Source organism: Curtobacterium sp. PhB172 (assembly GCF_003752545.1).
GTDB lineage: Bacteria > Actinomycetota > Actinomycetes > Actinomycetales > Microbacteriaceae > Curtobacterium.
Map to the genome: position 1 here is coordinate 263,949 of NZ_RKIF01000009.1, position 12,527 is coordinate 276,475.

General features: G+C 72.0%; 11 protein-coding genes. 9 read left to right on the forward strand and 2 right to left on the reverse strand.

From position 1 onward, the window contains the following. Positions 1 to 34: 34 nt before the first annotated feature. Positions 35 to 721: an HAD family hydrolase gene (locus EDF42_RS13570; protein ID WP_123340439.1), complete on the reverse strand. Its 687-nt coding sequence runs from the start codon at positions 719 to 721 to the stop codon at positions 35 to 37. Between the two features lie 130 nt (positions 722 to 851). Between EDF42_RS13570 and EDF42_RS13575 the strand changes: the two genes are divergently transcribed. Both EDF42_RS13575 and EDF42_RS13580 read left to right on the forward strand, forming a co-directional pair. Next, positions 852 to 1,841 (forward strand): hypothetical protein, encoded by a 990-nt coding sequence (locus tag EDF42_RS13575; RefSeq protein ID WP_123672678.1) that lies wholly within the window; start codon positions 852 to 854, stop codon positions 1,839 to 1,841. 3 nt (positions 1,842 to 1,844) lie between these two features. Further along, positions 1,845 to 2,177 carry an ASCH domain-containing protein gene (locus EDF42_RS13580; RefSeq protein WP_123340441.1) on the forward strand — a complete coding sequence of 111 codons (333 nt, stop codon included), beginning with the start codon at positions 1,845 to 1,847 and terminating at the stop codon, positions 2,175 to 2,177. A 119-nt stretch (positions 2,178 to 2,296) separates the two neighbouring features. On the opposite strand, the gene EDF42_RS13585 is transcribed toward EDF42_RS13580, so the two are convergent. Next, complete coding sequence (locus tag EDF42_RS13585) at positions 2,297 to 3,304, reverse strand: AraC family transcriptional regulator (RefSeq protein ID WP_123672679.1); 1,008 nt, start codon at positions 3,302 to 3,304, stop codon at positions 2,297 to 2,299. 235 nt (positions 3,305 to 3,539) lie between these two features. Here EDF42_RS13585 and EDF42_RS13590 point away from each other — a divergent pair, with 235 nt between their 5' ends. The 7 genes from EDF42_RS13590 to EDF42_RS13620 are packed head-to-tail and all read left to right on the forward strand — an operon-like array spanning position 3,540 to position 12,359. Further along, a complete protein-coding gene (locus EDF42_RS13590) occupies positions 3,540 to 4,580 on the forward strand; it encodes an LLM class flavin-dependent oxidoreductase (protein ID WP_185040955.1) in 1,041 nt (346 codons plus the stop codon). Then, positions 4,577 to 5,953, forward strand: coding sequence for an LLM class flavin-dependent oxidoreductase (locus tag EDF42_RS13595; RefSeq protein WP_123672683.1), 1,377 nt, complete (start codon positions 4,577 to 4,579; stop codon positions 5,951 to 5,953). Before EDF42_RS13590 ends, EDF42_RS13595 begins: the two co-directional genes overlap by 4 nt. Continuing rightward, on the forward strand, positions 5,950 to 7,272 hold the full coding sequence (locus tag EDF42_RS13600; protein WP_123672685.1) for an NtaA/DmoA family FMN-dependent monooxygenase: 1,323 nt from the start codon (positions 5,950 to 5,952) through the stop codon (positions 7,270 to 7,272). The genes EDF42_RS13595 and EDF42_RS13600 overlap by 4 nt, the downstream gene beginning before the upstream one ends. Positions 7,273 to 7,328: 56 nt before the next feature. Continuing rightward, positions 7,329 to 8,891 carry an ABC transporter substrate-binding protein gene (locus EDF42_RS13605; RefSeq protein WP_123672687.1) on the forward strand — a complete coding sequence of 521 codons (1,563 nt, stop codon included), beginning with the start codon at positions 7,329 to 7,331 and terminating at the stop codon, positions 8,889 to 8,891. Further along, positions 8,888 to 9,871: an ABC transporter permease gene (locus tag EDF42_RS13610; RefSeq protein WP_123672689.1), complete on the forward strand. Its 984-nt coding sequence runs from the start codon at positions 8,888 to 8,890 to the stop codon at positions 9,869 to 9,871. The genes EDF42_RS13605 and EDF42_RS13610 overlap by 4 nt, the downstream gene beginning before the upstream one ends. Continuing rightward, positions 9,868 to 10,764, forward strand: a complete 897-nt coding sequence (locus EDF42_RS13615) for an ABC transporter permease (RefSeq protein WP_123672878.1) — start codon at positions 9,868 to 9,870, stop codon at positions 10,762 to 10,764. The genes EDF42_RS13610 and EDF42_RS13615 overlap by 4 nt, the downstream gene beginning before the upstream one ends. Next, positions 10,761 to 12,359, forward strand: a complete 1,599-nt coding sequence (locus EDF42_RS13620) for an ABC transporter ATP-binding protein (protein ID WP_185040957.1) — start codon at positions 10,761 to 10,763, stop codon at positions 12,357 to 12,359. The genes EDF42_RS13615 and EDF42_RS13620 overlap by 4 nt, the downstream gene beginning before the upstream one ends. The last annotated feature ends 168 nt before the right edge of the window (positions 12,360 to 12,527 follow it).

Genomic DNA, 12,527 nt, shown 5'->3' on the forward strand with positions numbered 1-12,527 from the left:
AGTGGCCGAGCGGCCGAGCCGCCGAGCGGCCACGTCACCCGCGGCGGTCGGCGAGCGCCGTGAGCACCAGAGCCTCCATGTCGGGGCCGTCCTGGGCCTCGTGGTCGATCAACAGTCCGTGCATCCCGGCGGCCCGGGCCGCCTCCACGTCGTGCGCGACACTGTCCCCGACGAACAAGCAGCCGCTCGGCTCGACGCCGAGTTCGGCGGACAGGGTCTCGAATGCTCGACAGTCCGGCTTCTGCACGCCGATCCGCTCCGAGGTGCACACGACGTCCACCGTGTCGAGCAGGCCGGTCCGGCGCAGTTTGTCGACCTGCTGCGTCTCGGTGCCGTTCGTCAGCACGCCGATGCGGTACCCCCGCACACGGAGCGTCCGCAGCAGCGGCAGGCTCCCCGGGTACGAGCGCCACGATGCCTCGTAGTGGTGCCGGTACGCCTCGAAGAGCTCGTCGAGCCTCCGGTCGTCGGCGGGGATCGGCACGCCGAGCGCGGGCAGCACGGCCCGCAGCCGTTCGCGCCGCTGCTCGGGGAAGCTGATCTGCCCGGCTCGCCACCGCTCGAACTGCTCGGTCTCGGCGGCGAACCAGCGGGCGATGGCGAACGCCGAGGCGGGCACGTCGAGCGACTCGAGGAACCGGGTGGCACCGGCGGTCGCTGCGCCACGGTGGTCGAACAGCGTCCCGTCGAGGTCGAACCCGACCGCTCGCAGATGCACCATGTCCTCAGCGTAGGGACGGCGACCTCGCCGACCTGACGTGCTGCGGTTCTCCGCACGATGTGGGCCGGCCCGTCGGAGTTCGGCCAGGCTGCACTGGGAGGCGTCGTCCTGCCGGAAGAGGAGTCACCCCATGCGGGTCTTGAGCTACGTCCTGCTCATCGTGCTGATCACGGCGCTCACCCTCGGGGGCACCCTGCTGGCGGTGTTCGAACTCAGCGACGTTTCGGACGTCCTGATCATCGCGGTGAGCGTCAGCATCCCGATGTTCGTCGTCGGACCTGCGGTGGTCGGGTCGTTGGCGGGCTACTGGGACCACCGGTCGTCCACGGACAGCTCCCGGTACCTGCGGTGGTGGCTGCTGGGCGTGGTCGCCGTGGACGTGGCGGGTGCGGTGGTCATCGTGCTCGCGTCGGTCTCGGCCGGCGCGCCGGTCTGGGTGCCGGTCGTGCTGATCGGGGGAGCGGCGGTGCTGCTGGTGATCGCGCGGCCACTCGGTGCGCTGTTCCGGCGCACGGAGCCGTCGCCGTCGGCGTACCCGGTCGGCTACCGGTTCGGACCGGCCGAACTCCGCCACACGATCGTGGTGATCGCGGTGACCTTCGGCGTGTCCATCGTCGTCGTGACGATCGGCGTGGCGGTCCTGGCCGCCTTCACCGGGGACGACCCCGTTGGACTCACCCAGGCGGCCTTCCTCGCCGGCCAGCTGGTCTTCACTGCGACCGCGTTCGCGGCCCTGCTCCAGTCGCTGCCGTTGAACGGGCTCTTGCGGGCGTCCGCCGGCCACGACCTCGGTCGACTCCGTCGCTTCGCGAAGATCGTGGCCCGCGGCGCGGACCTGCCGCTCGACCCGGCTGAGCAGGTCGGCGCCGTCCGGTACGCCACGGTGGTCCCACTCGCGCTGCGGTTCCAGCTCGCGTACATCGGGCTGCTCTACACAGCGCTCGCGTTCCAGATGGTGTCGACGTGGCTCCGCGGCGACCTCGGGATCCTGCCGCCGGTGTTCCTCGTGCTCATGGTGGCGGTGCTCGTCTGGGTCGTCCCGCTGACGTTCCGCCGGATCCGCCGTGCGACGGCCTACGCCGCGCGGCACGCGGACCTGGTCGACATCGACCAGACTTGATCCGTGTCCCAGACGATCCACTTCCACCAGAAGCACCACGACGCCGTCCAGCGCGGCGAGAAGGTCACGACGGTGCGCTGGCACGAGGACGTCCGCACCGGCCCCGCGGTGTTCGTCTTCGACGAGCACCCCTCGGCGACGCCGTTGACCGGCCAGGTCACCGAGGTGACCGACCACCGCCTGGCGGAGCTCACCCCTCGGGCGGCGCACCAGCCGGCCGACACCGACATGGTCGACTTCGCCCGGCAGCTGCGCGCCAACTACTACCCGGACATGCCGGACGACGCGGTGGTCCAGGTCGCGGTCATCGCGCTCGACGCGACGCCGGCTGCGTGACGTCCGTCAGGGCGGTGGACGGGACGACCTGACGGACGGGAGGCATGGTGCGGGCCCGTCCCGCGCCTCCTGTCCGCCCGTCGGCCCCGCCCAGGGCACGCGGTCCGGCAGCGCACGGGTCACCGGTGCAGCGTGGCCTTCGGGTACTCCCCGTAGCGGCTCGTGTACTCCGCCGAGAACCGGCCGAGGTGGGCGAACCCCCAGCTGCGGGCGACCTCGCTCACCGAGGTGGTCGCAGTGTCGAGTCGCAGCAGGTCGCCCCGGACGCGCTGGAGCCGGACGGACCGGACGTAGGCTGACGGCGGCATCCCGAACAGCCGCTGGAACGACTCCTGCACGGCACGGACGCTCAAGCCGGACACCGCGGCGAGGTCCGACACGGCGATGGGTTCCGCCGCGTGCTCGTGCACGTGGTCGACCGCTCGCCGGATCCGGGCGTTCCGCGGTGCCCACAGGGCGCTCGACGGTTCGGCGGCCTTCGGCGGGTACAGGGCGAGGAATGCGACGGCGACGGCCCGGGTGGCGTCCGACCACGCGGTCGAGGTCACACCCTGTGCCGCGAGGACCCGACGAGCGGACTCGAGGACCTGCCGCCAGCGCACGACGGCGTCCGCTGCGGGGACGGCGCGCTCGTCGAGGTGCAGGCCGCCGGATGGCAGGCCGTGGCGCTCCTCGGCGACGGACCGCACGAACGCGCGGGTGAGGTGCACCATGACGGCGTCGTGGTTGCTGGCCTCGACCACGGCGCGTCGTTCGGTGGGCATCAGCGCCGGCACGCCGTTGTCGACCGGCCCGCCGCCGCGCAGGAGGTCGAGCGTGACGACGCCGCCGAGCACCAGGACGACGATGTACGCGTCGTCGGGGGCCACGGTGCCGCGGACGTAACCGCGCATCTGCGACCGGCGGAGCGTCACGTTGCCGTCACCGACGGCCAGGTACCGGAACGAGTACGCCCCGGTGGTCGGACGGGTCTGCCAGGAGGTGCCCGTGACGAGGCCCGGCAACTGCTCGAGGGCCTGTTCGGGTGAGGACGCCGATGCCTCCAGGCGGACCGGTGCGGCAGCGGTGGCGGTGCTCGGTTCGGTGGTGGTCGCGGATGACGTCTCGTCGACGGATTGTTGCGGCACGGTGACACTCCCTGATCGTCTCGAGGAACACAGGAGTTCCGGCGACCGGGGTCCGGGGCAGCTGCCGCCAAGCTACGTCGGTCCTGCTCCGGGCACAAGGGCGGCGATGATGCTCCTGTTCCGCGCTGTGCGCGCTCTCCTACGTTCCGTGACGAATCACTGCGTCCCGTTACGTCGACGCTCGTGCGCGTCGCTCGCTCGTGTTTGCATCGCTCCACTGACGAGGGAGTGTTGCATGACGCACGTCGAACGCACCGCCCGCGCGGCCACGGTGCCGTTGCGGATCGCGGTGTTCTCGCACGGCACCGAGGCGCCGCCGGCGACCCGGGCCTACCGCGAGGAGCTCGAGCTCTTCACCGCGGCGGAACGCCTCGGGTACGACGGGGCCTGGGTCCGCCAGTTCCACTTCCGGCACGACGACGCACCGGCGCGCGGCGGACTGCCGTCACCGTTCGTGTTCTTCGCGGCCCTCGCCGAGCGGACGTCCACCCTGCGGCTCGGGCTCGGAGCGGTCACGCTGCCGCACGAGGACCCGGTCCGGGTCGCCGAGGACGCCGCCGTCCTCGACGCGATCAGCGACGGACGCGTGGAACTCGGCGTCGCCAACGGTGGCGGCCCGGAGACCCTCGACGTCTTCGCGCCCGGTCTGGTCGGGGCCGACCACGACACCCGTCGTGCCGCGTTCGACGAGCAGCTCGCACGGCTGCTCGACGCGCTGCGTGGTGCGTCACTCGGCACGGGGCCCGCACGCCTGAACCCGGACGGCAGCGGGCTGCTCGACCGGATCTGGGACGCCACGCTCAGCGCCGAGAGCGCCGCCATCGCCGCCCACCGGGGGCACGGGGTGCTGATCGGCACCACGCAGACCGTGCCGGCCGAGGTCACCGCGGACGCCTACTACACCGCGCTGCCGGACGACGCCGTTCCCCGCGTCGCACTCTCGACGGCGATCTACCCGGCCCTGGACCGCGAGACCGCGCTGCGCGAGGCGCGTGCCGGCATCGAGGCGAAGTACGCGTGGGGCGAGTCGTTCCTGCCGCCGGCGACGACCCTGGCCGAGAAGGCCGCGTCGCTCAACCTGCACTACGGCACGGCCGACGACATCGCGGAGTCGATCGCGTCGAAGCCGTACTCGCGGTACGCGACGCAGCTCAACGTGCAGGTCGACGACGGCTACGCCGACGTCGGTGCACGGACGGACGCCCTCGCGCTGTTCGCCGAACAGGTGGCCCCGCAGGTCGGCGCCGTCCTGGCGCACGAGGCGGTGACGGCATGACCCGCGACGGCGGCCTGGTGCTCGGGGGGATGGTGTTCTACCCCGGTGGCGAGCACGTCACGAGCTGGCGTCTGCCGGGCAGCGAACCGGACGCCTACCTGGACGTCGAGTACTACGTCCGGTTCGCGCAGACGCTCGAGCGCGGTGGGTTCGCGACGCTGTTCATCGCCGACGAGCTGTACGTCTGGGACCGCTTCGCGTCGGGCATCGACCACGCCGTGAACATCCGCACCGAGCCCTTCACCCTGCTCGGTGCCCTGTCGCAGCGGACCGAGCGCATCGGGCTCGCCGCGACGGTCTCGACCACCTACAACGAGCCGTACCACGTGGCCCGGAAGCTGGCGTCGATCGACCACCTGAGCGAGGGCCGGGCCGCCTGGAACCTCGTCACGAGCGCCTCGGACGAAGAGGCCTGGAACTTCGGTCGCGACGCGAACCTCGACCACGCCGTCCGCTACCGCCGGGGTGCCGAGTTCGTCGACGTCGTGCAGGGCCTCTGGGACAGCTGGGACGACGACGCGTTCCTGTACGACCAGGAGTCCGGGTACTTCGCGAAGCGCGACGGACTGCACGTGCTCGACCACGAGGGCGAGTTCTTCCGCGTGCGCGGGCCGCTCAACATCGCCCGGCCGCCGCAGGCCCACCCGGTGCTGTTCCAGGCCGGGGCGTCCGAGGCCGGCCGCGCGCTGGCCGGTGCGAAGGCCGAGGGTGTCTTCACCCTCTGGCAGGACGATCTCGCCGACGCGCAGGCCCTGTACGCCGACTACAAGCGCCGCGCCGTCGAGCACGGACGTGACGCGTCGTCGATGCTGATCCTGCCGGCGGTGTCGCCGGTGATCGGCGACACCGAGGCCGACGCGCTGCGGCAGCTCGACGAGATCGAGGAGCTGACGCCGGACCGCGTCTCGCTCGACCTGCTGTCCCACTACCTGCAGACCGACCTGTCCGACCGGCCGCTCGACGCACCGTTCGAGCACGCCTTCGACGAGACGGCGATCAACCAGTCGAAGTCCGTCTACGAGTCGATCCGCCGCATCGCCGCCGAGGCCACCACGCTGCGCGAGGTCTACCGGACGATCCTGCGCCGTCGGTTCCTGCCGGGCACGCCCGAGCAGATCGCCGACTGGCTGACCGAGCGCTACGAGCAGGACGCCGCCGACGGCTACATGCTTGCGTTCTCGTCGATCCCGGTGAGCGTCGACCGGTTCGTCGACCAGGTCGTGCCGGAGCTCGAACGTCGTGGAGTGTACGACCGCACGTACCGCGGCGACACCCTGCGGGAGCACCTCGGGCTGGCGCGACCGGCGAGCCGGTACGACGGTTCGGCAGCCGCGCCCGCGCCCGCGGCTGTCGACCAGGAGGCGTCCGCATGAGCGACCGCATCCTGTTGGGCGCCTTCGCATTCCACCCGGGCGGCGCGCACGTCACCGGGTGGCGGCACCCGTCCTCGCGTCCCGCCGAGCACCTGAGCATCCGGCACCACCGGCACATCGCGCAGACCGCCGAGCGCGGCGTGTTCGACACGCTCTTCCTCGCCGACGGCCTGTACTTCTGGGACCGGTACCCGTCGGGCGTCGACCACTACGGTGCGCTGCGGCCCGAACCGTTCACGCTGCTCGCCGCGCTGTCCCAGGTGACGTCGCGGATCGGCCTCGCCGCGACTGTGTCGACGACGTACAACGAGCCGTACCACGTGGCCAGGACCCTCGCCTCGCTCGACCACCTCAGCGGTGGGCGAGCCGCGTGGAACCTCGTCACGAGTCGTTACGATGAAGAGGCCCGCAACTTCAGTGGGGACGCCCACATCGACCACTCCCGGCGGTACGAGCGCGGTCGCGAGTTCGTCGACGTCGTGAACGGGCTGCTGGACAGCTGGGACGACGACGCGATCGTGGCCGACCCGGCGTCCGGGGTCTTCGCGCGCCGCGACGGCCTGCACCGTCTCGACCACGAGGGCGAGTTCTTCCGGGTGCGGGGGCCGCTCAACATCGCCCGGCCGCCGCAGGGCCACCCGCTGCTGTTCCAGGCCGGCGGGTCCGAGTCCGGGCTGGAACTCGCCGCCGACACGGCCGACGCGGTGTTCACCCGTGGTGGCTCCACCGCGGACGTCCGACGCTTCGTCGACGACCTGCGCGCCCGCGCCGTCCGGCACGGCCGCTCCGCCGACGCGGTGAAGATCATGCCGTCGGTGATGCCGGTCGTGGGGGAGACCGCCGCCGACGCCCGAGCCGAGGCGGACGCGATCCTCGCCCTGACGCCGGACGCCCTCATCCTCGAGGACGTGTCGCACCAGATCGGGCAGGACCTGTCCGGCCGCGACGTCGACGTGCCGTTCGACTACGCCGAGGAGTTCGACACCTCGAACGAGACCCGCTCGCCGAAGCCCGCGGTCGACCGGCTCCTCGCCGACGGCCCCGCGACGCCCCGCGACGTCTACGCGTGGTCGTACCGCCGCAGCCTGCTGACGGGCACCGGACCGGAGATCGCCGACCGGTTCGAGGAGCTCGCCGACGACGGTGGCGCCGACGGCGTCATCGTGCAGTTCCCGTACCTGCCCGGCGGGATCGACCGGTTCGTCGACCACGTCGTACCGGAACTGCAGCGCCGCGGCCGCACTGCCACGGCGTACGACGACCTCACCCTGCGCGAGCGCTTCGGACACCCCAGGGTGCCGGACCGCGCGCACCGCTGACCGCACCACCCCTCCCAGCACCGCATCCCTGCAACCCGAACCCCTAGGAGTCATCCGTGACCGTCGACCTCACGTCGCGGCGGCGTCGCCTCAAGCGCCTCGCCCTCGCGGCCACCGCGTCCGCCCTCGCCCTCACGCTCGCCGCGTGCTCGTCCGGCGGCGACGCGTCGCCCGGATCGTCCTCGGACACCGGCACCTACACGCTCGGACTCCAGGAGCCCGACAGCACGATCAACCCGCTCACCACCTCGGACTACAACGCGATGTTCATCGTGGGGTTGGCGTCAGAGGGCCTGCTCAGCCAGGACGCGAAGGGCAAGCTCGAGGGCCGTCTGGCCGACTCGTGGAAGGCGTCGTCCGACGGCCGCACCTGGACGGTGCAGCTCCGCGACGACCTGCAGTTCTCCGACGGTGCCGCGCTCACGAGCAAGGACGTCGTCGCGACGTTCGACTCGATCATCGGCAAGGACAGCCAGTCGCCCGGCAAGTCGAGCTTCGACGGCATCCTGCAGTCGGTCGCCGCCGACGGTGCCTCGACCATCGACTTCACGCTCGCCAAGCCGTACGCCGACTTCCCCTACCTGCTCACGGGCTCGAACACGACCATCCAGCCGGCCGGCTTCGACGCCGGCGCGAACTGGGCCAAGCAGCCCGTCGGCGCCGGGCAGTTCGTGCTGACGAAGTACTCGGCGGGTCAGGGCGCCACGTTCACGAAGAACCCCGACTACTGGGACGCGAAGGACGTGGAGCTACAGCAGGTCGACGTGAAGTTCTACGCCGACGACCAGGCCCAGCTGCTCGCGTTCCAGAGCGGGGAGATCGACCAGATCGCCGCCAGCCCCACCGCGACGTCGACGCTGCAGGCCTCGGACTACACCGAGACCGAGCCGTACTTCAACAAGTTCGACGGCATCTTCCTCGACGTCACCAAGGCGCCCTTCGACGACCCGAAGGTCCGTGAGGCCTTCGCCCTCGCGCTCGACCGCGAGGAGATCGTCAAGACGGTCTACGGCGGAGCCGCCGAGGTCGGCAACGACACCACGTTCTTCCCGAGTTCGGCGATCCAACCGAAGGGACTCGAGCAGCGCGAGCAGGACAAGGCCAAGGTCGCGGACCTGCTCGGCGGCAGGACGGTCTCCTTCGAGATCACGACGCTCGACGCCGAGAAGGCCCTCGCCCAGGTGGTGCAGCAGCAGCTCGAGGCGGTCGGCGGGTTCGACGTCACCCTCAAGGTGCTGACGAGCGCGCAGTACTACGCCGACGGCGACGACACCCCGTGGCTGAACGCCCCGGTGACGATCACCAACTGGGCGCAGCGCCTGCCCGCGCAGTACGTCGACCTGATCTACCGCGACGGCGCCGTCTGGAACGCCTCGAAGTACTCGAACCCGGAGCTCGAGCAGCTGACCGACCGGTACGAGTCGACGACCGACGAGTCGGAGCGGCAGGACCTCGCGAACCAGATCGTCGAGATCGAGTGGACCGACCTGCCCGTGATCGTCCCCGCGTTCGCGTCGAGCAGCATCCTGCTGCAGAAGCGCGTCACGGGCACCTTCCGGTCGGGGCAGGACTTCCCGGGCGGGTTCGACTTCCGGGGCATCGGGGTCACCGCGTCATGAGCACCGCGCGCCGCCGTCGTCTGCTGACCCTGGTCGGGCAACGGGTCGTCCAGATCCCGCTCGTCCTGGTCGTGGTCTCCGTCCTGACGTTCTGGCTCGTCCAGGTCGTGCCGGGTGACCCGGGCCGGAACGCCCTCGGGCAGTACGCGACGGCGGCGCAGGTGCGCGCGTGGAACGTCGACCACGGGCTCGACGGGTCCCTCGTCAGCCGGTACCTGCACTGGATCAGCGGGTTCGTCACGGGGGACTGGGGCACGAGCTTCGTCTACTCCGAGCCGGTCCGCGACCTGGTGCTCGGCCGTCTCGGCAACTCCCTGCTGCTCGGTGCGTACGCGTTCGTCATCATGGTGCCGGTCGCGATCACGCTCGGTGCCGTGCAGGCGTACCGGCAGGGTCGCCGCTCCGACCGGGCCGTCACGGTCGGGCTGCTGACGATCTCGGCAGTGCCGGAGTTCGTCGTCGGGATCGTGCTGCTGCTCGTCTTCGCGGTCTGGCTGCGGGTGGTGCCGGTGCAGGCGTCCGGTGCGCTCGACGCCGGGTTCGGCGAGCGGCTCCGGGTGCTCACGCTGCCCGCCGTGGTGCTCGCCCTGGCGTACCTCGCCGTCCTGACCCGGATGGTGCGTGCGGGGACGATCGAGACGATCCGGTCGCAGTTCCACCGCACCGCCGTGCTCAAGGGCCTGACCACCGGCCAGGTCGTCGGCCGGCACGTCGTCCGCAACGCGCTCATCCCGACGTTCTCGGTGCTCGGCATCTACCTCGGCACCCTGCTCGGCGGCAGCGTCATCGTGGAGACCCTGTTCTCCTACCCGGGCCTCGGCGCGCTGCTCGTGTCGGCCGCCGAGCGCAAGGACGCCCTCCTGCTCGAGAGCGGGGTGATGCTCGCCGGGGCGCTCTCGCTCGTCGCGCTCCTGCTCACCGACCTGCTGTTCGTGGTGGTCGATCCCCGGATCCGCTTCGAACGGGCGGCCACCGCATGACCGCCGTCGTCCCCGGTGCCGTCGAGACCGACGGGCTCGCCGGTCGTCCGTCGGCGTCGACCAGCACGGGCACCGCACGGGTCACCCGCCGCGGGTGGCGCGGACTGCTCCGGCGTCCCACGTTCCTGGTCTCCGTGGCGATCCTGCTCTGGTGGGTCGTCCTGGCTGTGGGCTGGCACCTGCTCGGCCTGCAGCCCTTCGCCCGCACCGGCGAGCTCCTGCAGGCGCCGAGCGCCGCACACTGGTTCGGCACCGACTCGCTCGGCCGCGACGTCTTCGCCCGCGTCGCCGCCGGGGCCCGGCCGGCGCTCGTCATCGGCCCGTTCGGCGCGGCGCTGGCGACCGTCGTCGGCGGCACCCTGGGCCTGCTCGCCGGCTACCACCGCGGCTGGGTCGACACCGCCCTGATGCGGTTCTTCGACGTGCTGCTCGCGTTGCCCAGCCTGATCTTCCTGGTCGTCCTCGTCGGTGCGTTCGGGGTGTCGACGCCCGCGCTCGTCCTCATCGTCGGCGTGCTCTTCGCGCCGGGCATCGCGCGGATCGTCCGGGCCGCGGTGCTCGTCGAGATGGGCAAGTCCTACGTCCAGGCCGCACGGCTGCAGGGCGAGAGCGCCGTCCGGGCGATGGTCACGGAGCTGCTGCCGAACGTGACCGGGGTCTTCGTGATCCAGGCGGTCCTGAGTCTCGGTGCCGCGATCTTCATCACCGCGTCGCTGTCGTTCCTCGGGCTCGGTTCGCAACCACCGGCCGCCGACTGGGGGCTCGACATCAACGCGAACCGCGCCTACCTGCAGGCCGCGTGGTGGACGGTCGTGTTCCCGGGTGTCGCCGTGGCGTCGATCGTCGTGTCCGCGAACCTGATCGCCGACAACCTCAAGGAGGTCTCCGAGTGAGCGAGCAGCCCCGGACCACCGGCACGACCGACGCACTGGTCCGCGTCGAGGGGCTCACCGTGTCGTACCGCGGCACCCGGGTGGTCGACGACGTCGCGTTCGTGATCGAGCCCGGTGGCTCGTACGGGCTCGTGGGCGAGTCCGGCTCCGGCAAGAGCACCGTCGCCGGCACGCTGACGGCGTCGCTCGGCCCGGACGCCGCCGTCGGGTCGTCGGCGCTGGTCGTCGACGGCGTCGACGTCGCGTCCCTGCGCGGTGAGCGCCTCCGGCGGTTCCGGCGCGACGTCGTGGCGGTCGTCCACCAGGAACCCGGCCTCGCCCTCAACCCGACGATGACGGTCGGACGCCAGGTCGCCGAGGTCCTGCGCGCCACGGGCTCCGGCCGCGCGGCTGCGGACACCGCGACGATCGAGGCGTTCACGCGGGTCGGGCTGCCGTCACCGACGACGATCGGCGTGCGGTACCCGCACGAGCTGTCCGGCGGTCAGCAGCAGCGCGTCGCGATCGCGATGGCCCTGGTGGCCCGTCCGCGCCTGCTCGTGCTCGACGAACCCACCACCGGCCTGGACAGCACGGTCGAGGCGGGCATCATGGCGCTCATCGACGAGCTCCGGACCGAGACCGGCTTCGCGACCCTGCTCATCAGCCACAACCTGCCGCTGGTCGCCGCGCACTGCGGCCGGGTCGGGGTGCTCCGCCACGGGGTGCTCGTCGAGGAGGGCACCGCGACCCAGGTGCTGCTCCACCCCACCGAGCCGTACACGAAGCAGCTCGTCGACGCCCTGCCCGACATCACGACGGGCAAGGCAGGAACGGCGGGCAAGGCCGACACGTCGGCCGACACCGCGCAGCACGACGTGCTCGCGACGATCAGGGGCCTCCGCAAGGAGTACGACGGCGCCGTCGCCCTCGACGGCATCGACCTCGAGCTGCGCCGCGGTGAGGTGCTGGGCGTCGTGGGGGAGTCCGGCTCCGGCAAGACGACCTTCGGGCGGGCCCTCGCCGGACTGGTCCGACACGACGGCACGATCACGCTGGACGCGGGCGACCGGACGCCGACCGGCACCCCACCCGTGCAGGTCGTGTTCCAGAACGCCGACGCCTCGCTCAACCCGCGACGGACGGTCCGACAGGTGCTCGGACGGGCGATCCGGCTGCTGCACGGCGAGGGCACCGCCGAGCAGCTCGCGGCGCGGGTCGGGCTGCCCGCCGACGTCCTCGACCGCCGGCCGGCCCAGCTGTCCGGCGGGCAGAAGCAGCGCGTGGCCATCGCCCGGGCGTTCGCCGGACCGGTGCCGCTGGTGGTGTGCGACGAACCCACGTCCGCGCTCGACGTCTCGGTGCAGGCGCGGATCCTCGACCTGGTGCTCGACCTGCAGCGCACCACCGGCACGACCTGCGTGTTCATCTCGCACGACCTCGCCGTCGTGCGCCGGGTCGCCGACCGCATCGCGGTCTTCGACGCTGGTCGCGTCGTCGACGTGGGCCCTGCGGAGCGGCTGTTCGACGCGGGCGCGCACCCGCGCACCCGCGAGCTCGTCGCGGCCGCGCTCGACCTGCGCCGGCGCGCCGGTCTGGTGGCTCCCGCGGCCTGAGTGGGGCCCGAGACCTGCGCACAGGGCGGACGGGCGCGGGCCGATCAGCGTGACGCGCCAGCGGCACGCGGGCCGCGCCGACCGAGCCTGCGAGGGAGGGGTGGCGGGTCCGCCACGGGCCTCCCGTCCGCCTGTCGGTCGCGTTCACCGCCGCGGACGCTGAGCGTT